General features: G+C 70.2%; 19 protein-coding genes. 11 read left to right on the top strand and 8 right to left on the bottom strand.

What is annotated here, in order from left to right:
* Positions 1-22: 22 nt before the first annotated feature.
* Complete coding sequence (locus AB0I43_RS15225) at positions 23-652, top strand: DUF2461 domain-containing protein (protein ID WP_356973369.1); 630 nt, start codon at positions 23-25, stop codon at positions 650-652.
* Here AB0I43_RS15225 and AB0I43_RS15220 read toward each other — a convergent pair.
* Together AB0I43_RS15220 and AB0I43_RS15215 are read right to left on the bottom strand one after the other, a co-directional pair.
* Complete coding sequence (locus AB0I43_RS15220) at positions 649-2295, bottom strand: fatty acyl-AMP ligase (protein ID WP_356973368.1); 1647 nt, start codon at positions 2293-2295, stop codon at positions 649-651. The two genes, AB0I43_RS15225 and AB0I43_RS15220, sit on opposite strands and share 4 nt — an antisense overlap.
* 120 nt (positions 2296-2415) lie before the next feature.
* On the bottom strand, positions 2416-3075 hold the full coding sequence (locus tag AB0I43_RS15215; RefSeq protein ID WP_356973367.1) for a lysophospholipid acyltransferase family protein: 660 nt from the start codon (positions 3073-3075) through the stop codon (positions 2416-2418).
* A 74-nt stretch (positions 3076-3149) separates the two neighbouring features.
* Here AB0I43_RS15215 and AB0I43_RS15210 point away from each other — a divergent pair, with 74 nt between their 5' ends.
* On the top strand, positions 3150-3707 hold the full coding sequence (locus tag AB0I43_RS15210; protein WP_356973366.1) for a WHG domain-containing protein: 558 nt from the start codon (positions 3150-3152) through the stop codon (positions 3705-3707).
* Between the two features lies 1 nt (position 3708).
* Here AB0I43_RS15210 and AB0I43_RS15205 read toward each other — a convergent pair whose 3' ends face one another.
* The gene (locus AB0I43_RS15205; protein WP_356973365.1) at positions 3709-4626 is read right to left on the bottom strand and encodes a ribonuclease Z; all 918 of its coding nucleotides are present in this window, start codon (positions 4624-4626) and stop codon (positions 3709-3711) included.
* Positions 4627-4632: 6 nt separating this feature from the next.
* Positions 4633-5811, bottom strand: a complete 1179-nt coding sequence (locus tag AB0I43_RS15200; RefSeq protein WP_356973364.1) for an aminotransferase class V-fold PLP-dependent enzyme — start codon at positions 5809-5811, stop codon at positions 4633-4635.
* Positions 5812-6114: 303 nt separating this feature from the next.
* Here AB0I43_RS15200 and egtA point away from each other — a divergent pair, with 303 nt between their 5' ends.
* The 4 genes from egtA to egtD all read left to right on the top strand — a co-directional run bounded on the left by egtA (position 6115) and on the right by egtD (position 10842).
* Positions 6115-7431, top strand: coding sequence for an ergothioneine biosynthesis glutamate--cysteine ligase EgtA (egtA, locus tag AB0I43_RS15195; RefSeq protein WP_356973363.1), 1317 nt, complete (start codon positions 6115-6117; stop codon positions 7429-7431).
* Positions 7432-7534: 103 nt separating this feature from the next.
* Positions 7535-8827: an ergothioneine biosynthesis protein EgtB gene (egtB, locus tag AB0I43_RS15190; RefSeq protein ID WP_356973710.1), complete on the top strand. Its 1293-nt coding sequence runs from the start codon at positions 7535-7537 to the stop codon at positions 8825-8827.
* A gap of 63 nt (positions 8828-8890) precedes the next feature.
* Positions 8891-9805, top strand: coding sequence for a class II glutamine amidotransferase (locus AB0I43_RS15185; protein ID WP_356973362.1), 915 nt, complete (start codon positions 8891-8893; stop codon positions 9803-9805).
* 62 nt (positions 9806-9867) lie between these two features.
* A complete protein-coding gene (egtD, locus tag AB0I43_RS15180) occupies positions 9868-10842 on the top strand; it encodes an L-histidine N(alpha)-methyltransferase (RefSeq protein WP_356973361.1) in 975 nt (324 codons plus the stop codon).
* 13 nt (positions 10843-10855) lie between these two features.
* Here egtD and pth read toward each other — a convergent pair whose 3' ends face one another.
* Both pth and AB0I43_RS15170 read right to left on the bottom strand, forming a co-directional pair.
* Entirely contained in the window at positions 10856-11431 is a 576-nt protein-coding gene (gene pth / locus AB0I43_RS15175) for an aminoacyl-tRNA hydrolase (RefSeq protein WP_356973360.1), read from the bottom strand.
* 18 nt (positions 11432-11449) lie between these two features.
* Entirely contained in the window at positions 11450-12079 is a 630-nt protein-coding gene (locus AB0I43_RS15170; RefSeq protein ID WP_356973359.1) for a 50S ribosomal protein L25/general stress protein Ctc, read from the bottom strand.
* Positions 12080-12409: 330 nt separating this feature from the next.
* Here AB0I43_RS15170 and AB0I43_RS15165 point away from each other — a divergent pair, with 330 nt between their 5' ends.
* Positions 12410-14050 carry a peptide chain release factor 3 gene (locus AB0I43_RS15165; protein ID WP_356973358.1) on the top strand — a complete coding sequence of 547 codons (1641 nt, stop codon included), beginning with the start codon at positions 12410-12412 and terminating at the stop codon, positions 14048-14050.
* On the opposite strand, the gene AB0I43_RS15160 is transcribed toward AB0I43_RS15165, so the two are convergent.
* Together AB0I43_RS15160 and AB0I43_RS15155 are read right to left on the bottom strand one after the other, a co-directional pair.
* Positions 14047-14586, bottom strand: a complete 540-nt coding sequence (locus AB0I43_RS15160) for a nuclear transport factor 2 family protein (protein ID WP_356973357.1) — start codon at positions 14584-14586, stop codon at positions 14047-14049. The genes AB0I43_RS15165 and AB0I43_RS15160 overlap by 4 nt on opposite strands.
* A gap of 133 nt (positions 14587-14719) precedes the next feature.
* Entirely contained in the window at positions 14720-15607 is an 888-nt protein-coding gene (locus AB0I43_RS15155; RefSeq protein WP_356973356.1) for an Abi-alpha family protein, read from the bottom strand.
* 300 nt (positions 15608-15907) lie between these two features.
* Here AB0I43_RS15155 and AB0I43_RS15150 point away from each other — a divergent pair, with 300 nt between their 5' ends.
* The 4 genes from AB0I43_RS15150 to AB0I43_RS15135 all read left to right on the top strand — a co-directional run bounded on the left by AB0I43_RS15150 (position 15908) and on the right by AB0I43_RS15135 (position 21228).
* A complete protein-coding gene (locus AB0I43_RS15150; RefSeq protein ID WP_356973355.1) occupies positions 15908-17230 on the top strand; it encodes a hypothetical protein in 1323 nt (440 codons plus the stop codon).
* On the top strand, positions 17221-18090 hold the full coding sequence (locus tag AB0I43_RS15145) for an Abi-alpha family protein (RefSeq protein WP_356973354.1): 870 nt from the start codon (positions 17221-17223) through the stop codon (positions 18088-18090). Before AB0I43_RS15150 ends, AB0I43_RS15145 begins: the two co-directional genes overlap by 10 nt.
* 108 nt (positions 18091-18198) lie before the next feature.
* On the top strand, positions 18199-19806 hold the full coding sequence (locus tag AB0I43_RS15140) for a DUF4331 domain-containing protein (protein ID WP_356973353.1): 1608 nt from the start codon (positions 18199-18201) through the stop codon (positions 19804-19806).
* Positions 19807-19926: 120 nt separating this feature from the next.
* Positions 19927-21228: a tetratricopeptide repeat protein gene (locus AB0I43_RS15135; protein WP_357432177.1), complete on the top strand. Its 1302-nt coding sequence runs from the start codon at positions 19927-19929 to the stop codon at positions 21226-21228.
* Positions 21229-21265: the final 37 nt, after the last annotated feature.

Here is a 21265-nt window from a genome sequence, read left to right as displayed (position 1 = left end):
TGCCGATCGGTAGGTTCGGCGTATGAGTTTCAGCGGGTTCCCCCTGGCGGGACTGGACTTCTACGAGGACCTCGAAGCCGACAATTCGAAGACGTTCTGGACCGCGCACAAACACGTCTACGACGAGTCGGTGCGCGCGCCGATGGTCGCGCTCGCCGCTGACCTGGAGGCCGATTTCGGCACCGCGAAGATCTTCCGGCCCTACCGTGACGTGCGTTTCTCCAAGGACAAGGTGCCCTACAAGGACCATCAGGGCGCAGTCGTCAACCTCTCGCCCGGCGTCGGCTGGTACGTGCAGATCGGCGCGGCCGGGCTGTTCGTCGCCGGCGGCTTCTACCTGGGCACGCCCGCGCAGCTCGCGCAGCTGCGCGCCACCATCGACGACGAGGTGCGCGGCGCGGAGCTGGAAGCGATCCTGGCGAAACTCACCGCGGCGGGGTTCACCGTCGGCGGCGAGCAGCTCAAGACCAAGCCCAAGGGGTACGACGCCGACCACCCGCGCATCGAACTGCTCCGGCACAAGGCGCTCACCCTGAGCAAGGAGTACGGCGCGCCCGACTGGCTGAGCACACCGCGCGCGGGCAAGGAGGTGCGCAAGGCCTGGGAAGCCCTGCGCCCCCTGGTCGAATGGCTGCACGCCGTGGTCGGTTAGCCCAGGTGCACGGCGGTGGCGGCGCGGCGCAGCTTGCCCGAGGAGGTTTTCGGGAGCGCGCCGGGCCCCAGCACGGCGACGGTGCGCGGGCGGACGCCGACCTCGGAGACCACCTCGTGCACGATCTCGCGCTCGATCCGCTTCACCTCCACGCTGTTCTGATGGTCGTTGGACTCGACGACGACGGCGAAGCTCTCCCGCTTCTGCCCGGCGTCCAGACGGACCGCCACCGCGTTGCCGGGCCGCACGCCGAGCACCCGCATGGCGGCGCGCTCGATGTCGGTCGGGTAGATGTTGCGACCGCCCATGATGATGACGTCCTTGATCCGGCCGCACACCACCATCAGGCCCGCCTCGGTGAAGTAGCCGATGTCGCCGGTGTCGAGCCAGCCGTCCTCGTCCTGGGCGGAGCGGAAGCCGTTGACCGTCACATAGCCGGAAGTCACGGCGGGACCGCGCAATTCGATGACCCCGACGGAGCGGGTCGGCAGCGGCTGCCGTTCGGCGTCGACGATGCGGCCCTCCAGGCCGTCGACCAGATAGCCCAGGGTGGGCAGCCTGCGGACATTGCCGTGGTGGGCGTGCTCGTCGGGCACCGGAACGGCCTTGCCGAGGGCCTCGAGCAGATCGGCGTCGATCGCGTCCAGGACCTGGCCCTTGCCGGGATCCGGAATCGACACCGCCAGAGTCGTTTCCGCCATGCCGTAGACCGGGGTGAGCGCCATCGGATTCAGCCCGAAGCGGCGGCCCGCCTCGGCCAAGGTGTCCATGGTGTCGGGATCCACCGGTTCCGCGCCGTTCCACATGTAGCGGACGCTGCTCAGATCGAGCGAGCCGTCGGCGGCCTGCTTCAGGCGGCGCGCGAGCAGCGAGTACGCGAAGTTCGGCGCGGCTGTCACGGTGCCGCGGTACTTGTCGATCAGTTCGGCCCACAGCAGCGGTCGCATCAGGAAGTCGATCGGCGTCACGCACACCACCTCGGCGCCGAATTGCATGGGCACACTGAGGAATCCGACCATGCCCATGTCGTGGAACAGCGGCAGCCAGCTGACCATCACGTCCTGATCGAGCTGGAACTGCACCCGGTTGAACATGTCGTGGGCGTTGACGAAGAAGTTGCCGTGCGTGATCTGCACCGCCTTCGGCGCGCCGGTGGACCCGGAGGTCAACTGCTGCAGCGCGATATCGGACTCGGCCGTCGGCAGCGGCTCGGTGTCGGGGCAGTCGGGCAGCTGATCGATGCGGACCACGGTGATGCCGCGTTCCCGCAGGATCGGTTCGGCCGCCTCGAACGGCGCGCCGAGCACCACGGCCCGCGCCTCGATCATGTGCAGCACCGTCTCGGTGTCGCGGGCCCACACCACCAGGTCGGTGCGCGGGGTCGGCTGGTGCAGCATGGTGATCGAGGCGCCGCGCATCCAGATGGCCTGGCAGACGGGCGCGATGTCGACCGGTAGGCCCGCGAGCACGCCGACCGCGTCGCCGCGCCCGATGCCGGCGGCCGCCAGGCCACCGGCCATGCGACGGGCCAGCCGGTGGATCTCGCCCCAGGTCTGGCGTTTCGGCGCGCTGGGCTCGCCGGTTACCAGCCCGCGCTGGGAAAACTGTGCGGTCGCGTACATCTCGTCCGTGAACCTGCTCAACGTCCGACTCCCTCGTTGCCGTGCCGGGCCTTTGCCAATTCCTCTCCAACTATCCCGCGCCACCCGACCGGCGTTAACCCGTTTCGCCGTCTGATCTCGATTCCGGTGCGGCGAAGCGGATCAGCGGGCGGCGAAGGTGGCGGCGTACCGATCGACGTACGGACGCCCGGAGCGCGCGGCGAGTTCACGCATCAATTCGTCGGTCGCGGTCCGGGGTGTGGTGTTTCGATCGGCCGCGAAATAGTAGCGGGGCGCCCCGATGCTGAGGCGAATCCTGGCCGGACGCAACAGTTTGCTGCCGCGCGGGTTCATCCGATCGGTGCCGGAGAGCACGATCGGCACGACCGGCGCACCGGTGGCCATGGCCACGCGCAGCATGCCGGTGCGGCCGCGGTAGATCCGGCCGTCCGGCGAGCGCGTGCCTTCGGGGTGGATGGCCCAGATGCCGCCCGCCTCCAGGATCCTGGTGGCCGCCGCGAGGGCGTCGGCGGCGGCGGTGCCGCCGGTGCGGTCGACCGGGACCTGCCCGGCGACGGTGTAGAACCAGCGCTGGAAGCGGCCTTTGAGGCCGGTGCCGGTGAAGTACTCCTGCTTGGCCAGGAAGGTGACGCGGCGCGGGAGGATCAGCGCCAGATACAGCGAGTCGATCACCGCGAGATGGTTGGCGGCGATGATCACCGGTCCTTCTGCCGGAACATGGTGCAGCCCTTCCACCTTCGGCCGGCCCAGCAGCCGCAGCAGCGGCCCGAGCAGGACGTGTTTGAACAGCCAGTACCACATGAGTGCATTCCTCCCGGAAAAGTCGCGTAGACACTGTCTACACCACCATCGTAGACAGTGTCTACACTGTGCGGGTGGCCGAGAACGAAACTCTGCGTGCGCGATTGATCGGCGTCGGCGTCGACCTGCTGGAAGAGGTGGGCGCGGGCCGGTTGGGCCTGCGCGCGATCACCCGGGCGGCCGGCGTCTCACACGGGGCGCCTCGCCGCTACTTCCCCACCCATCAGGCCCTGCTCGGCGCCATCGCCGCGCGCGGCTTCGCCGACCTGATCGCGCGCTTCGCGGCGATCGATCCGACGGCGCCGGACCGGGAACGCCTGCGCGCCATGGCCGTCGACTACGTCGACTTCGCCGCCGCCCGCCCGGAGATGTTCACCCTGATGTTCCGCCACGACCTGCTGGAAGGCTCCGGCGAGAACCTGCGCGCCACCACCCTGCCGATCTTCGACCAGTTCACCGCCCTGGTCGGCAGGGTGACCGGAACGCCCGACCCGGCCGCACGCGCGCTCGTCCTGTGGACCAACCTGCACGGCATCGCCACGCTGCAGGCCAACCGCAGTCTCGCCCTGATCGCGCCGGCCGCCGACCCGGGCGCGCTGGTCGCGCAGGTGCTCGAAGCGCACCTGAACTGAGTCAGCGCCGGGGCGGAAACGGGATGCGCGCGAGATCCCGCGCCACGACGATCTCGCCCGAGAAGTGCTTCTCGGCCTCCGCGAGGTGCGGATCCAGCGACTGATAGCGCTGGGAGAAGTGGGTCAGCACCAGTTTCCGGACGCCGCACTCGGCGGCGACCCGCGCCGCCTGCGCGGCGGTGAGGTGCCCGTAGTCCTCGGCCAGCCGCGCGTCGGCGTCCAGGAAGGTCGCCTCGATGACGAGCAGATCCACCCCGTCGGCCAGTTCGTAGACGCCGTCGCAGAGGCGGGTGTCCATGACGAAGGCGAAACTCTGCCCCGGCCGCGGCGCGCTCACCTCGGCCAGGGTGACGGTCCGGCCATCGATGTCGAGGCTGCCCTCCTGCTGGAGTCGCCCGATCGCCGGGCCGCGCACCCCGAGTTCGCGCAGGAGTTCGGGCCGGATCCGCCGGCCGGCGGGCTCGGTGAGGCGGTAGCCGAAGGTGTCGACCGGATGCGAGAGCGCCGCCGCCGTAATGGTAAACGGCGCGTCCGGCGCCGGCAGCGGCCCGGCCGCCGCGACCGGATGCGGGCACAACTCGACATTGCGCCGATAGGCCGTGGCATTGCACAGCCTGTCGAAGTACACCTCACCGGAGGCCGGGTAGTAGGCGTGCACCGGGTGCGGGACCTTGTCCAGGTTGATGCGCTGCACGATGCCGGGCAGGCCCAGACTGTGGTCGCCGTGGAAGTGGGTGATCGCGATCCGGGTCAGATCGGTGACCGAGACGCCGGCGTAGGTCATCTGGCGCTGGGTGCCCTCGCCCGGATCGAACAGCACGCCCTCCGCGCCCCAGCGCAGCAGATAGCCGTTGTGGTTGCGGACCTTGGTGGGTACCTGGCTCGCGGTGCCGAGGACGACGAGTTCACGCTGCGACATCGCGCCCTACAGCTCGGCGACGGCCGCGAGGAAACGGTCGAGCTCGTCGAAACTCACGAAGCAGTGCGGCGAGGCGCGCACGACGGCATCCAGTCCGCGGTCGGTCATGTCCAGCAGGGTGGAGCTCGCGTGACTCACGGTGACCGTGATGTCCTGTGCCGCCAGACGATCGCGGACCTCGACGGCGGCGACGCCGTCGACGGTGAACGAGACGATGCCGCTGTGCCGCGCCCCGAGATCGCGGACGGTGACGCCGGGTAGCTCCGGCAGCGACTTGCGCAGGTGTTCGGCGCGGGCGGCGACGGCGGCGTAGACCTGCTCCGGGCCGAGGTCGAGCAGATAGCGGACGGCGGCACCGAGGCCGAGACGGCCCGCGACGTCGCACTCCCAGAATTCGAACCGGGCCGCGCCCGATGCCAGCTGGTAGCTGTCGGGCGCGGTCCACTGCGCGCTGTGCAGATCCAGGCGCTGCGGCTCCATCGTCTCCGCCAATTCCGGCCGGACATAGAGGAATCCGGTGCCGCGCGGGCCGCGCAGCCATTTGCGCCCGGTGACCGAGAGCGCGTCGACCCCGAGCTCCCGGGTGTCGAGCGGCAGCTGTCCGGCCGACTGGCAGGCGTCGAGCAGGACCAGCGCGCCCACCGAGTGGGCGATCCGGGTCGCCTCCGCCGCCGGGTTGACCAGGCCGCCATTGGTCGGAACATGCAGTATTGACACCAGTTTCACGCGTTCGTCGACCAGCTCGGCCATGGCCTCGAGATCGATCTGCCCGGTCGGATCGGCGGGGATCCGCACCACTTCGGCCCCGGTGGCGCGGGCCCGCTGCAACGCCGCGATGCCGTTGGAGGCGTAGTCGGACCCGGACAGGAGGATGCGATCGCCGGGGCGCAGCGGCACCGAGTAGAAGAAGTCGGCCCAGGCCCGGGTCGCGCTGTCGCTCAGGGCGATGGTCCCGGGATCGGCATTGATCAGCGTGCCGATGGCGGTCTTGACCGCGGCCAGATCATCGAGCCGCTCGTTCGCCGCTCGGTAACCACCGACCTCGGCTTCGCGGCGTAGGTGGGCGATCACGGTGTCCAGCACGACCCGCGGCGGCAGCGAAGAACCGGCGCTGTCCAGGAAAACCTGGCCGGAATCGGGCCCACACCCCGGTGTATCGGCCCGAACGCGACTCTCGTCAAGCATGTCAACGACCCTAGCGCTTCCCACCGCTCCCGGGCGGCCGGTCGCGAACCCCCTGGTGTCCCGCGTCGGGACGGCGGCGCGGCGCACCGGGCGCGGCACAGCTCGACAGCGAAGTTTTGGTTTCTGGTCGGTTTCTTGTCGGTGCGCCTCGCTACCCTGGTTTGGGTCGGCGCCACGGCGGCACGGCGAACCAGAGTTACGCGAAACCCGCGGCCCGGCTCCAGTGGGCCCGCACCAGCTACACGAAACCAACGGCGCCGGGCCCGCAGGCCCGGGCCGCGCTCGAGCACGGTGGAGGTCGGCATGGCGGTCACGCTCACCAGATCCGAATCACCCGGCCGCGTCACGACCTCGGGAGATCTGTCCTCCCGGGCGGCCGCGGAAGCCTACGTCGGAGGTGTCTGCTTCAAGCTGGGCCCACCCGAGCTGATCGGCGCCGAACTCGAATGGCTCACCGTGCAGGGTGAGTGTTCGGCCGCCGGCCCCGCCGCCGCTCCCCGCCCGCAACTGTCCACCTTGGCCGCCGCCCTAGGGCCCTACGCGCCGCGGTCCATCGCCCCCGATTCACCGGCACACGCTTTGCCCGGGGGCAGCCGGGTCACCATCGAACCCGGCGGTCAGATCGAACTCTCCAGCGCGCCGTTCGGCACCGCCGCACACCTGTGCGAACAACTCGGCGCGGATGCCCGCCGCCTGCGCGACCTGCTCGCCACCCGCGATATCCGCACCGTCGCCCTCGCCGCCGACGCCGACCGCCGCCCCAAACGCCTGCTGCGATTACCGCGCTATCACGCCATGGAGCAGTCCTTCGGCGGCATCGGGCCCTTCGGCAAGCTGATGATGTGCAATACCGCCGCCACCCAGGTCAGCGTCGACGCGGGCGCCGATCGGCCGGAGGTCGCGGCCCGGTGGCGCGCGCTCTACGTCATGGGCCCGGCGCTGCTGGCCGCGTTCGCGTGCTCCCCGTCGCTGCGCGGCGCCCCTGCGGGCGCCTGGGCGTCCCAGCGCATGCGCACCTGGTTGCGCCTGGACCACGCCCGCACCCGCCCGTCCGCCGAGGACTGGCCCGATCCCATCGCCGCCTACAGCCGCTGGGCTCTGGACGTGCAACTGCTGTGCGTGCGCCGGGCCGACGGAGAGAGCTGGGCGCCGCCGCCGGGTGCGAGCTTCGCCGACTGGCTCACCGGCGCGCTCGACGACGAGATCGGCCGGCGGCCCGAACGCGCCGACCTCGATTACCACCTGACCACGCTGTTCCCGCCGGTCCGCGCGTCCGGTCATCTCGAAATCCGTTATCTGGACGCACAACCCGAGGCGGGCTGGGCCACGCCGATCCACGCGATCGAAGCCCTGGTGTCCACGCCGGAGGTCGTCGCCGAGGCCACCGCGCTGGCCGAGCCCACGGCCGGCCGCTGGCTGGACGCGGCCCGCTGCGGTCTCGCCGATCCGGAGATCCGATCCGGGGCCGCCGAGCTGCTGGCCTTGGCGGCCGCTCAGGCGGCGAGCCCCGCCGCGCGGGGCGAACTCGATATCGCCTCGCACCGATGTCGCCGGGGGCAGAGCCCCACCGACGATCCGGCAGCCGTCGCGACCGATCCTGCCCGCGGAGCCGACTCATGATCGCCGCGCCCCGACTACGCCCCGTTCCCCTCGGAGGACTCTCGTGACCATCGACCACCTACCGGCGTCCGACCACAGCGCGACCGAACACCTCCGCGCCCGGATCGCCGACGCGCTCACCCGGTCCCGGGCCCGCTCGCTGGCCCTGACCGACGTCCTCGACGAGGCCGAGCTCGTCGCCCAGCATTCGCGCCTGATGAGCCCGCTGGTCTGGGATCTCGCGCACATCGGCAACCAGGAAGAACTGTGGCTGGTGCGCGATGTCGGCGGGCGCGAGGCGGTGCGCGCCGATATCGACGAACTGTACGACGCGTTCAAGCACGCCCGCGCCAACCGGCCCGCGCTGCCGCTGCTCGATCCCACCCAAGCCCGCGGCTATGTCGGCACCGTGCGGGAGAAGGTCTGGGATGTGCTGGACGCCAGCGCTTTACGGGGCGACCCGCTGGTAGACGGCGGGTTCGCCTTCGGCATGATCGCCCAGCACGAACAGCAGCACGACGAGACCATGCTCGCCACCCATCAATTGCGCGCCGGCCCGGCGGTGCTGCACGCGCCGCCCGCCCCGGAGGCGGTGGCATCCGGTCTGATCGGGCGCGAAATCGTCATTCCCGCCGGGGAATTCACCATGGGCACCTCGACCGAACCGTGGGCGCTGGACAACGAGCGGCCCGCGCATCCGGTGCACGTGCCCGGCTTCGCGATCGATGCCGTGCCCGTCACCAACGAGCAGTACCTGGCCTTCCTCACCGACGGCGGCTACGACCGGCCCGAGCTGTGGTCCGAGCGCGGCTGGGCGCACCGCCGGGACGCCGGCCTGGTCGCTCCGCAGTTCTGGGAGCTCGATGCCGACGGGACCTGGTGGCGCCGGGCCTTCGGCGTGCGGTCGCCGTTGCGGCCGAATCAGCCTGTCCTGCACGTCAGCTGGTTCGAGGCCGAGGCGTACGCGAACTGGGCGGGCAAGCGCCTGCCCACCGAAGCCGAATGGGAGAAGGCCGCCCGCTACGACCCGGCCGGCCGCCGTTCCCAGCGCTACCCCTGGGGCGATGCCGAACCCGGCTCGCACACCGCCAATCTCGGCCAGCGGCACCTGGAACCCGCAGACGTCGGCGCGTATCCGGCGGGCGCGTCGCCGGCGGGTGTGCACCAGCTCATCGGCGACGTCTGGGAGTGGACCTCCTCCGGCTTCCACCCCTACCCCGGTTTCCGCGCCTTCCCCTACGCGGAATACTCCGACGTCTTCTTCGGCGGCGATTACCGCGTCCTGCGCGGCGGCTCCTTCGGCACCGACCCGGTCGCCTGCCGCGCCACCTTCCGCAACTGGGATCACCCCATCCGCCGCCAGATCTTCTCCGGCTTCCGCCTGGCCCGCGACCTACGCCCGGAGGAACGCCGATGAGGCCGTATCGGATGACCGGCGTGCGCCCGGCCCCAGCGCACCGCAGAACGAGGGCGGCCGCCCATGTGTAGGCATCTGGGGTACGTCGGGCCGACTGCGGCGGTGGGCGAATTGCTCACGCGCGGGGTGTATTCGCTGCGGACGCAGTCGTGGGCGCCGCGGGACATGCGCGGGGGCGGCACGATCAACGCCGACGGGTTCGGGGTGGCCTGGTGGCGGGCAGCCGGGGGTGGATCGGAAGCCGCTGAGGCACAGCAGGTTACGGCCGGACGCGGAGATGTCTCCGGGCGCGGCGGGGTGCCGGACGCCGGGCTCGGCGCGGGCAACGGGCTGGTGGCGAGCCGCTACCGCAACGCCGATCCGATCTGGACCGATCCGGCGGTGGAGGAGGTGCTGCCGCAGCTGCGATCGACTGCGGTGCTGGCGTCGATTCGGTCGGCGACGGTCGGCATGCCCGTGGAGCGGGCGGCGTGTGCGCCGTTCCTGGGCGGCCGGTGGGCGTTCAGCCACAACGGCGTCGTGCCGGACTGGCGGACGGTGCTCACCGCGGTGTCCGCGGATCTGGACACCGCGGCCACGCAGTGGGGTGCGACCCGGCTGTTCCAGACCGCGCGGCTGCTCGAGGCGGAGGCGCCGACCGACTCCGCGGCGCTGTGGATCCTGCTCGGCGAGCTGCTGGATTCGGCCGGCCCGGACGGCTTCGTGGCCGATCCCGGAGCCGCCCTGGCCCTGCTGACCGAGACCGTCCTGCGGCACGCGCCGCAGGCGCGCTTGAACTTCCTGCTCGGGGACGGCGAAACCCTCTGGGCGACAACGGTGCACCACGCGCTCTCGGCGCTGATCACCGACGACGCCGCGATCCTGTCCTCCGAGCCCTACGACGACGACCCGGGCTGGCAGCCGATCAAGGACCGCTGCCTGGTCACCGCCCGTCCCGGCGAACTCTCGATCGATCAGCTGACCGCGCCGAAGTCGTGAACCGCTCCGGCGAAACCCGCTTGCCGGCAACACCTTCGAGTCCTACCGAAAGGCGTACCACCATGACCGGACCGACGCTCGACATCCACCTATCCGACGCGGACCTCACCGCCGCGCTGCGCGCGGACGCCCGGCACGGCCTGACCGCCACACCGAAATCGCTGCCGCCCAAGTGGTTCTACGATGCCCGGGGCAGCGAACTGTTCGAGCAGATCACCGAACTGCCGGAGTACTACCCGACGCGGACCGAGCGGGCGCTGCTGGAGCGGGTGGTCGGCGAGATCGCCCGGGCCGCCCAGGCCGAGGTGCTGGTGGAGCTGGGCGCGGGCTCGGCGGCCAAGACCCGGCTGCTGCTCACCGCGCTCGGCGCCGAGGGGCCGCTGAAAACCTATGTTCCCCAGGATGTCTCGACGTCGGCGTTGCGCGCCGCGGCGGACGAGGTGGCCGCGGAGTTCCCCGGCCTGGCCGTGCACGGCGTGGTCAGCGACTTCACCGACACGCTGCACAACCTGCCCGGCGGCGGCCGCCGGATGATCGCGTTCCTCGGCGGCACGCTCGGCAATCTGGTCCCGGACGAGCGCGCGGAGTTCCTGCACGGCATTCACGAGGTGCTGGAGCCGGGCGAGCACCTGCTGCTCGGTGCGGGCCTGGTCATCGACCCGGCGATCCTGGTGCCCGCCTACGACGACGCGGCCGGCGTGACCGCCGAGTTCAACCGGAATGTCCTGCACGTGTTGAACAATCGGCTCGGCGCGGACTTCGAGCCGGAGAAATTCGCGCACATCGCGCTCTGGGACGACGAGCAGGAGTGGATCGAGATGCGCCTGGCGGCCACCGAGGACATGGTCGTCACCGTGCGCGATCTCGATCTCACGGTGCGATTCGCCCGCGGCGAGCAGCTGCGCACCGAGATCTCGGCCAAATTCCAGCTGACCGGGCTGGAGAAGGAGCTCGGCACCGCGGGTTTCAGCGCCGACCACGTGTGGACCGATCCCGAGGACCGCTTCGCCCTGGTGCTGGCCACCCGGCTCCCGTAGGCCGGAATCGCTGCTAGTGCAGCTGGTTCTGCGCGGTTTCCAGGCCCACGCGCAGCAGCAGCTCGACGGCGTCGGCGGCCTGCTCCACGAGCACCGGGACCTCCTTGCGCTCCGGCGTCGCGAACTGCTTGAGCACGTAGTCCGCCGGGTCCTGGCGACCCGGCGGGCGGCCGATGCCGATCCGGGTGCGCAGATAGTCCTTGGTGGTCAAAGCGCTGGAGACCGAACGCAACCCGTTGTGCCCGCCCTCGCCGCCGCCGCGCTTGAGCTTGATCGCGCCGAAGGGCAGGTCGAGTTCGTCGTGCACGACGATCACCTCGGTGGGCGGCACGGAGAAGAATTTGGCCAGCGCCGCGACGGGACGGCCGGAGAGATTCATGAACGAGCGCGGCTTGGCGATCAGCACCTGCCGGCCGTCCAGGCGCGCCTGCAACAGGTCCGCGCCGGACTTCTTGTGCACACCGAAACGGCCGCCGACGCGCTCGGCGAGCACGTCGGCGACCAGAAAGCCGATGTTGTGCCGGGTGCGCTCGTATTCGGGACCGGGGTTGCCCAGTCCGACCACGAGCGCAGGCACGGAGTCGGTCATCTAAGACCAGGTGTTTCTTTACTCGGCGCTCTCGTCGGCGGCCTCGTCGGCAGCCTCCGCGGCCTCGCCCTCGGCGGCCTCTTCGGTCTCCTCGACCTCGGCGGCCGGGGCGGTGATGATGTTGACGACCAGGGTCTCGGCATCGGCGGCCAGGGTGGCGCCGGCGGGCAGCTTCAGGTCGCCGGCCAGGATCTGGGTGCCGGCCTCGGCGCCGTCGATCGAGACCTCGATGGCTTCCGGCAGCTTCAGCGCGTCGGCCTCGATGGCGATGGTGTTGGTGTCCTGGGTGACCAGGGTGCCGGGGGCGGCGTCGCCGACGACGGTGACGATCACGTCGGCGGTGACCTTCTCACCCTTCTTGATGACCAGCAGGTCGGCGTGCTCGATGTAGCGGCGGATCGGGTGCACGACGACCGACTTGGTCAGCGCCAGCTGCTTCTTGCCGTCGATGACCAGGTTCAGGACGGCGTTGGTGCCGTGCTGACGCAGGATGGCCGAGAACGCCTGGGCGTCCAGCGACAGGTGCTGCGGGTCGGTCGCGTGGCCGTAGAGGACGGCGGGCACGTTGCCGGCACGACGGGTGCGGCGGGCTGCGCCCTTGCCGAACTCGGTGCGAACGGCGGCTTCGAGAAGGTTGGCGTCAGACATGACTGGATGTACTCCTACGGCTCTACGGTGGCTGTCAGCTGTGGGCCAGGGAATCGAACCCTGACAGTTGGTCTACTCGTCGGGCGAAAGACAACGAGGACGACGGCCATGGAGCCGCGCCGCGTCGATCACGGTGTCGCATTCATCGGAAACGTCTGCGGACACCCTCGCCGAGACAACCCGAACACTGTACCGCAGGGTGACGGCCCGGAATTAATCGGGAGGTCAGGCGCCGTACATTTACGCCGAAACCCCGGGTCGGAGCCATGATATGCGGACCGCCTAAGCTGGAACGGTTGTCTGCTGCCGTCCGCGTGAAAGGTTTGCCCCGTGACCTCCTCCGAGGAACTCGCCGCCCCCACGCCGCGAGGTCTGCCCGCCGAGGTCGCCCGGCGTCGCACCTTCGCGGTGATCTCGCATCCGGACGCGGGCAAGTCCACGCTCACCGAGGCGCTGGCGCTGCACGCCCGGATGATCTCGGAGGCGGGCGCGATCCACGGCAAGGCCGGGCGCAAATCCACCGTCTCGGACTGGATGGAGATGGAGAAGGCCCGCGGCATCTCGGTCAGCTCCACCGCGCTGCAGTTCAACTACCGGGCCGCCGGCTCGGAGGTCGACAATGTGATCAACCTGGTCGACACCCCCGGCCACTCGGACTTCTCCGAGGACACCTACCGCGTGCTCACCGCCGTCGACGCCGCGGTCATGCTCATCGACGCCGCCAAGGGCCTGGAGCCGCAGACGCTCAAGCTGTTCCAGGTCTGCCGGCACCGCGGCATCCCGGTCATCACCGTGATCAACAAGTGGGACCGGCCGGGCCAGGCGCCGCTGGAGCTGCTGGACGAGATCAGCGAGCGGATCGGCCTCACCCCGACGCCGCTGTTCCTGCCGGTCGGCATCGCGGGCGACTTCCGCGGGCTGCTGCGCCGCGGCGCGGACGGCGTGGCGCAGGAGTACATCCACTTCACCCGGACCGCGGGCGGCGCGACCATCGCCCCGGAGGAGATGCTGTCCCCGGCCGAGGCCGCCGACCGCGAGGGCGAGGCGTGGACCACGGCCGCCGAGGAGAGCGAGTTGCTCTCGGCGACCGGCCAGGACCACGACCAGGAGATGTTCCTCGCGGGTCAGACCTCCCCGGTCATCTACGCCTCCGCGATGCTGAACTTCGGCGTGCGCCAGCTACTGGAGACGCTGGTGGCGCTGGCGCCCGCGCCGGGCCCGCGCGCCGACGTCAACGGCGCGGCCCGCACCACCACCGACCCGTTCAGCGCCGTGATCTTCAAGGTGCAGGCCGGCATGGACACCGCGCACCGGGACCGGCTGGCCTTCATGCGGATCGTCTCGGGCGAGTTCGAGCGCGGCATGGTGGTCACGCACGCGCAGACCGGCCGCCCGTTCGCGACCAAGTACGCGCTGACGGTCTTCGGCCGGGACCGCACCACCGTCGACACCGCCTACCCGGGCGACGTGGTCGGCCTGGTCAACGCCACCGCGCTGGCCCCGGGCCACACCCTGTTCGTGGACAAGAAGGTGGAGTTCCCGCCGATCCCGTCCTTCGCGCCGGAGCATTTCGCGGTGCTGCGCGCGCAGTCCGCGGGCAAGTACAAGCAGTTCCGCAAGGCGATCGACCAGCTGGATTCCGAGGGCGTCGTGCAGGTGCTGCGCAACGACGCGCGCGGTGACGCCTCCCCCGTGCTGGCGGCGGTCGGCCCGATGCAGTTCGAGGTCGTGACCGCCCGGATGCTGGGCGAATACAACGTCGAGACGCACCTGGATTTCCTGCCGTACTCGATCGCCCGGCGCACCGACGCCGCCTCGGCCGACGAACTGGGCCGCCAGCGCGGCGTGGAGGTGTTCACCCGCAGCGACGGCGTGCTGCTGGCGCTGTTCAGCGACAAGTGGCGGCTGCAGTACATCGAGAAGGAAATGCCGAAGATGACGCTGGAACCGCTTGTCGCGGCGGCCGATTAGGGCTGCGCCTCGGGATCCTTCTGCACCGAGGCGATCCCGTCCTCCCGGGAGATCAGGCCCCAGCGACTGGAAGTCAAACGGAGACTGGGCAAGTCGCTGAGGGAGAGCACGACCTCGTAGGTGCGCTCGTAGCCGGTGTGCGCGATCCGCCACCGCCCGTCGTCGCAGCGGACGTAGCGGTCGCTGTAGAACGCCGCGCCGCGCAGCAGCATGTTGTGCGCGGGAATGAGCACGGTGTCGGCGAGATACCAAGTGCCCGTTGCGGTATCGCCGTCGATGTCGATCTCGGGGTGGTCGCAGCGGTGCTCGGTGATGACGTGCGGGCCGAGGGTGTTGCGCATGAAGGCCAGGAAGGCGTCGCGCGATTCGAACTGCAGATACTCGCTGTAGGTGGCGGTGGCCTCGGCGATCATCGTGTCGGCGAACTCGTCCCAGGATTTGGTGTCGAGCGTGCGCAGATACCGGTACTTCAGGCGACTGATGGCCGAGACGTCATCGGTCGCCCGGTTACCTAGGTGCTGCTCGGCCGATCCCATACTTCAACAATCCCATCTGAAGCCGCGATGCTTCAGGAGATTTGTATCATCTCGCTATCAATCTCTACGCGCTTCCGTCACCGAGCGGGGCAACCACCCCACCCGCGCAACCGTCACCCGGTGAACGCCGGGGTCAGTTGCCGATGCTGAAGCAGGTCCGGCAGAAATCCTCGCCGAACTCGGTCAGCCGGAGGCTCTTGCGCACGATCTTCGGCGCCCGCCCGGCCTGCTTGAGCGCCGCCTCGACCACGGGCTGCACCTCCAGCACCATGTAGCGGCTCAGCACCACCGGATCGTCCGAGGTCAGGGTCAGGCCGAGGCGGTTGAGGTTGATCAGATAGGACCGGGAGCGGTCCGGGTAGCGCACGCCCGACTGCTCCGGCACCGAGGTCAGGTCGCCGCGTACCAGCTCCGAGCCGATGCCCAGCGGACGGTTGGTGCGCACGTCCACCGCGGGCTGCGGGCCGTTGAGGGCCATGAAGCGCAGGATGCGCGCCTCGTCGGGGGCGAGTTGGTCCAGGATGCGGTCGTAGGCCGGGTGCACGTCCTCGGTGAAGTAGACATCGGCGGACCGCGCCAGCAGCGCGTCACCGCGCCGGCGTAGCTCCTCGGTGCTGGCCGAACGCACCTGCGAGCCCAGGCTCAGGGCCGGCTGGCTCGGGGCGTGATTGTTGTTGCCGGGAGTCGGCACATAGCTGACGATTTCGCGCACCGAACCCTCGGTGACGCCGAGCGCGCTGCGCGCGATCGAGCGCAGCGCGTTGCCGGTGCGCTCGGCGATATCGGCGGAGGACTCGCCGTCCAGCGCCGCCTGCGCGATCTCCCTGGTCACCTCGTAGGAGGTGTTGACCGCCCACTGGCCGCCGCGCACGGCGGTACCGGCGGCCAGGCCGGCCGCCCGGAACACGCCGCGGATCAGCCGGGCCTCGTTGCTGATCTGCCGCTGTTCGACATCCGAGCTGCGCTCCACGGAGCGGGAACCGGCTCGGGTGATGTCCTGTCCGGCCCTGTCGTCTGCCACGTCATCTCCGATGTATTGCACCAATGAACGAATCTGCCCACAGATTATTGCCCGCCGCGGCCTCGGGTATGCCGAACCCGGAGCCGCGCGGGTCACAACCGGTGGCCCCGGCACCGGAATGTGGTCGCTGTCATTCTCGCGGTCCGGCCGATCGGATGCGACATTCCGGGGGACGATTGTGACTGACGTCTCGGGCTGTCTGGTACGGCGCTGGTGGCTGACGTAACGAACGGGTCGTCGTGGTGCTAACTTGGGGTGCCGGTGAGGCGGCGGTCACCGGTATGTCGGCAGGAGGGTGTCGTGTTAGAGAGCGTGTTCGGGGTACACCCGACAATCCTCCTGGAACTCCTGACGATCCCGCTTTTCACCGGCGTCATCGGCTACATCACCAACTGGACCGGCATCCTCATGCTGTTCAAGCCGATCGCCTTCCACGGTTTCCACCTACCCGGCTTGCGCGCGGTGTTTCCCTTCCTGCCCAAGCGGATTCAGGTGCTGCCGCTGCTGAGCTACGACGGCCGGATCGGCTGGCAGGGCATCGTGCCCTCGCGCGCGGACAAAATGGCGAGCATCGCGGTGGACAAAGGGCTGGCCAAACTCGGCAGCGTCGCCGATTTCTACCGCGAGCTGGAGCCCGACAAACTCGCCGAGCACCTCACCACCATCGCCGAGACGCAGATCCAGGACATCGTCGAGGAAATCCTGCGCCGCGAGCATCCGCAGCTCTGGTACAACCTGCCGAGCCAGGTGCGCGAGATGGTGCACGCCCGGGTGCGGCAGCAACTGCCCGATATTCTGCGCGAACTCACCGAGGAACTCGGCGCGAATATCGATCAGCTGCTCGACGTCAAGCAAATGGTGATCCGCTACTTCCAGGCGCGGCCGCATCTGCTCAATACGCTGTTCCAGGTGCTGGGCGCCAAAGAACTGCGCTTCATGCAGAACTTCGGTTTCTACTTCGGCGCGCCGATGGGCGTGCTGCTGGTCGCGGTGCTGCACCTGACCGGCTGGTCCTCGCTGGTGGTGCTGCCGGTCGGCGGCGTGATCATCGGCTGGGTGGTCAACTGGGTGGGCCTGAACATGATCTTCGCGCCGGCCTACCCGAAGTGGTGGTGCCCGTGGCGGCGCGGTTTGCTGATCAAGCGGCAGTCCGAGATCACCGACGGCTACGCCGAATTGGTGTCCAGTCAGGTGGTGACCGTCGCCAATATCGGTGACGAGCTGCTCAACGGCCCGCGCTCGGACCGCACCATGCAGATGCTGGAGGACACCCTGCGCCCGGCCGCCGATCGCGCGCTCGGCCCGGCCCGGCCCGCGGTCAAGTTCATGCTGGGCAGCCGCGAATACGATTCGCTGCAGGAGACGCTGACCAACGAGGCCAAGGCCATCGCACCGATCGCGTTCGCCGACCCGGAATTCAATGTCCGCCAGGGCCGCCAGATCAACGACTACATCGCCAAGCAGATGTCGCAGCTCTCGCCGCCGGACTTCGTCGACATGCTGCGCTCGGCCATCAAACAGGACGAATGGCTCCTTTTTCTGCATGGCGGTGTGCTGGGCCTGTTCGCCGGATACGCTCATATCCTGATCTTCGGCACGGGAGTAGCGACGACATGGCTCTGACGGAATCCGACGGCGGCGACCATCTTTCGGCCGCCGGGCGTACCCCCGACGCGACGCCGTCGGCGGAGATCGCGCGGCGGCCGGTGACGCCCCTGCCGGTTCCGGAGTCCCCCCGCGGCCGCCCGTCGGCGCGTCAGACCGTCCGCGCCGGAGTCGGGGTCGCGCGCGTCGCCCTGACGGCGGCCTCCAAGGTGACGGCGTGGAGCGTGGGCACCGCGGCCGACGTCGGCAAGACGGTGGTGCGCGGCAGCATGGCCGGCGCACCGCCCGCCGAGGTGCTGGCCGAGGCCGAATCCGAGTTCAAGGGCGCGGTGCGCCGGGCGCTGGGCGTCCCCGGCGCCGACGCGGTACCGGCCCTGCGCGAGCAGGGCGCGGCGCTGCTGCGGCTCTCGGCCAGCCCGCATGCCGAACAGCAGGACATCCACCCCGCTTTCGCGCGGATGCTCGCCGATCTGACGCCCGACGAAGCCCGCGTCCTGCGCTTCCTGCACACCGACGGGCCGCAGCCCGCCATCGATATCCGGGCCGGCCGCCCGCGCGCCCTCGGCGCGGAACGCCGGGTGTCCGGGCTGAACCTGATCGGCGAGCACGCGGGGCTGCGATTCCCGAACCGGACTTCGCAGTATCTGCCGAATCTGGCCCGGCTGGGGCTGATCGAGTTCACCGCGGAGCCGGTCGGCAACCCGAATCGCTACCAGATTCTGGAAGCCCAGCCCGAGGCCCGGAACCTGCTCAAGCGCTCGGGTTTCGGCACCAAGGTCTTCTATCGCAGCATCGCTCTCACGCCCTTCGGCGCGGACTTCATCCAGACCTGCCTGCCGATCGTCGTGGACGGGGACCGCGCCTGCGGCACCGAATGACCGCACGGGGATAGGTCGATCGACCGATGTGGACCCGCCCCGCGGGCCCGCACCATGGCAGCACTGGCTCGCGCCAGCGCCCTATCGTCCTTCCCCCGAGGAACTCTCATGCCCCGAACACCCCAGCGCGGCCTGCGCCGCGCCGGTATCGCCCTGGCGGCGGCCGGCGTCGCCGTGCTCAGCGGCACCGGCGGTCTCGTCGTGCCCACCGCCGCGGCCTCCAGCCATCGGGAGGCCCCGCTGATCGCCGCCGATCCGGCGGGCGACAACACCGACGTCTACGCCTTCGTCAGCCCCGACCAGCCCGACACCGTCACCATCGTGGCCAACTGGTTCGGCCTGCAGGTGCCCGACGGCGGCCCCAACTTCTACCCCTGGGCCACCGCGGCCAACCACGACATCAATATCGACAACGACGGCAACGGCAAGCCCGACATCAGCTACCGCGTCACCTTCACCGACGACGACCGCCGCGGCGCCAACACCTTCCTGTACAACAACGGCCCGGTCACCGCACTCACCGACGAAAATCTGCTCTACCGGCAGAATTACACGCTCGCCGTGAGCCACGGGGCCGACGACTGGCGGCCGATCGCCAGCGGCCTGGCCGCACCGTCCTACACCGGTCCGGCCTCGATGCCCGACTACGGGCGGCTGCGCCAGGAGGCCACCAAGGCGCTGCCCGGCGGCGGCGCGCTCTACGTCGGCGCGTCGGAGGACCCGTTCTTCCTGGACCTGCGCGTCTTCGACCTGCTCTACGGCGGTGACCTGTCCGAGGTCGGCACCGACACGCTGGCCGGCACCAATGTGAACACCATCGTGCTGCGGGTGCCGATGAAGGATCTGGCACTGAAGGGCGACCCGGGCCGCAACCCGGTCATCGGCATCTGGAGCGACACCGAGCGGCGCACATTGCAGCTGCGGCCCGGAACCGCCACGCCCATGGGCGATTTCGTGCAGGTCTCGCGTCTGGGCAATCCGCTGGTGAACGAGGTGGTCGTGCCGTCCGGTTTGAAGGACGCGTTCAACAGCCTGGTGCCCAGCGCGGACGCCGGGATTCCCGCCGTGGTGCAGCGGGTGACCGATCCCGAACTGGCCAAGCTGCTGGAGGCGATCTACAAGGTGCCCGCACCGGCCACGCCGCGCAACGACCTGGTCGAAATCTTCCTCACCGGCATCGCGAAGAACGCGCCGACCCTGGACAACAGCCCGCCGCCGATCCAGGCCGACCTGAATTCGCAGATCCTCAACCGCGACGCCGATCCGAAGGCGTTCCGGCCCTCGGAGATGTTGCGGCTCAACATGTCCGTGCCCGTGACGGCGCAGCCGAACCGGCTCGGCGTGCTGGCCGGGGACCTGCAGGGCTTCCCGAACGGCCGGCGACTGGCCGACGACGTGGTCGACATCGAGTTGCAGGCCGTCGCCGGTGCGGCGCAGACCGGCAAGCTCGTCGAGGCGCTCGCCGCCGGAGACGAGGTCGACGCGAACGACGTCGCGTTCGGCGCGGCTTTCCCTTACGTGGCACTGCCCGCTCCGGCCCGGAGCGTCGCCGACTCGGCGGCGCCCGGAATCGCCCCGGCCGCCGCGCAGAGCGCGGTCGCGGACGGTATGTCGTGGATGCCGGTCGCCGCGGGCGGTGCGGCGGTGGGCGCGCTGCTGGTCGCGGGCGGCGGTGGCTGGTTGCTGATGCGCCGGCGGCGCGGCGGGATCGACTGATCCTCCGTTCCGGGTGCCGGGGACAGCGGCGTCCCCGGCACCCCCGGGGGCGGAGACAACGTCGTCTCCCCCCTTGGTATCCGGCTTTCGTTCTCCCCCAGCGTCATTCGAGGACTCTCGATGCTCTATACCACCAAACGCCCCCTGCTCCTGCTGCTCTCGATCGCGCTCACCGCCGCGATCGCCGCCGCCGCACTGCTGTTCGCGGGCACCTCCGCGGACCGGCCCGTCGCCGTGTCGACCCTCCAGGTCCCGCTGGCCGCGGAGATCGCGCAGCGCCACGCCCGCCTGGACCGCCTGCCCGGCGACGCGTCCGGCTGGGCCGCACTCGGGGCCTCCTACGTCGAATTGGCGCGCGTCACCGGCGATCCGGCGCATTACGGTCAGGCGCAGCAGGCGCTGGACCGCTCGTTCCGATTGCGGCCTGACGACAATGCCGAAGCCTTGACCGGGCTGGGCGTCCTGGCCAACGCGCGGCACGAGTTCCGCGCCGCGCGGGGATACGCCGACCGGGCCCTGGCGCTGCGACCGGACAGCACCGAAGCGCACGGTGTCCTGGTGGACGCGCTCACCCAGCTGGGCGCGGCCGACGCCGCGACGGCCGCCGTGCAGCGCATGCTCGACCTGCGCCCGGGTGTCGCCGCCTACACCCGCGCCGCCTACGACCTCGAGTTGCACGGCCGCGTCGACGACGCGCGCACCGCGCTGGAGCTGGGCCTCGGCGCCGCCCGCACCGTCGACCAGATCGCCTACTGCCGATACCAACTGGGCGAGCTCGCGTTCCAGGCCGGGCAGCTGGATGTCGCCGAAAACCATTACCGTGCAGGGCTGCTGGCCGCGCCGGAGCATCCCGCGCTACAGCAGGGGCGCGCCAAGCTGCTGGCCGCGCGCGGCGAGGTCGACGAGGCGATCATCCGGTACGCGGCGCTGACGGAGCGGGTGCCGCTGCCGGAGTATCTGATCGAATTCGGCGAACTGCTGGAATCCGCAGGTCGGCTCGACGCGGCCGACCAGCGGTATCGGCAGGTCGCCGCACAGCTCGCCGCCCTGGAAGCCCAGGGCGCCACGGACTATGCCGAAGCCGCCCTGCTGGCCGCCGACCACGGCGATCCGGTCGCGGCGGTGCGCATGGCCGAACTCGAATTCGGCCGCCGGCAGAGCGTGATCACCGCCGACGTGCTCGCCTGGTGCCTGCACCGCGCGGGCCGCCACGCCGAAGCGCTCGGCTACGCCGACCGCGCCGCCACGCTCGGCTGGCGCAACGCGACCCTCGCGTATCACCGGGGCATGATCCTGGCCGCGCTGGGCCGCGCCGACGAAGCCGCCACGGCCCTCGGCGAAGCGCTGCGGATCAATCCGTATTTCTCCCCGCTGCACGGGCCGCGCGCCCGGGCCGCGCTGGCCGAGTCGACCGCACGGTGAAAGCGACTGCCGCTGAGGTCGACCCGGATCGTCGGCG

This window comes from Nocardia sp. NPDC050435, from assembly GCF_040655395.1.
GTDB lineage: Bacteria > Actinomycetota > Actinomycetes > Mycobacteriales > Mycobacteriaceae > Nocardia.
Note: the sequence above shows the minus strand (reverse complement) of the source record. Positions and strands in the feature narration are given on the sequence as shown.

Coding starts and splice junctions, on each gene's coding strand:
- AB0I43_RS15160 (WP_356973357.1), bottom strand. CDS start 14,586: ATGGGATCGGCCGAGCAGCACCTAGGTAACCGGGCGACCGATGACGTC.
- AB0I43_RS15140 (WP_356973353.1), top strand. CDS start 18,199: ATGCCCCGAACACCCCAGCGCGGCCTGCGCCGCGCCGGTATCGCCCTG.
- AB0I43_RS15185 (WP_356973362.1), top strand. CDS start 8,891: ATGTGTAGGCATCTGGGGTACGTCGGGCCGACTGCGGCGGTGGGCGAA.
- egtD (WP_356973361.1), top strand. CDS start 9,868: ATGACCGGACCGACGCTCGACATCCACCTATCCGACGCGGACCTCACC.
- AB0I43_RS15170 (WP_356973359.1), bottom strand. CDS start 12,079: ATGTCTGACGCCAACCTTCTCGAAGCCGCCGTTCGCACCGAGTTCGGC.
- AB0I43_RS15145 (WP_356973354.1), top strand. CDS start 17,221: ATGGCTCTGACGGAATCCGACGGCGGCGACCATCTTTCGGCCGCCGGG.
- pth (WP_356973360.1), bottom strand. CDS start 11,431: ATGACCGACTCCGTGCCTGCGCTCGTGGTCGGACTGGGCAACCCCGGT.
- egtA (WP_356973363.1), top strand. CDS start 6,115: ATGGCGGTCACGCTCACCAGATCCGAATCACCCGGCCGCGTCACGACC.
- AB0I43_RS15135 (WP_357432177.1), top strand. CDS start 19,927: ATGCTCTATACCACCAAACGCCCCCTGCTCCTGCTGCTCTCGATCGCG.
- AB0I43_RS15200 (WP_356973364.1), bottom strand. CDS start 5,811: ATGCTTGACGAGAGTCGCGTTCGGGCCGATACACCGGGGTGTGGGCCC.
- AB0I43_RS15225 (WP_356973369.1), top strand. CDS start 23: ATGAGTTTCAGCGGGTTCCCCCTGGCGGGACTGGACTTCTACGAGGAC.
- AB0I43_RS15205 (WP_356973365.1), bottom strand. CDS start 4,626: ATGTCGCAGCGTGAACTCGTCGTCCTCGGCACCGCGAGCCAGGTACCC.
- AB0I43_RS15215 (WP_356973367.1), bottom strand. CDS start 3,075: ATGTGGTACTGGCTGTTCAAACACGTCCTGCTCGGGCCGCTGCTGCGG.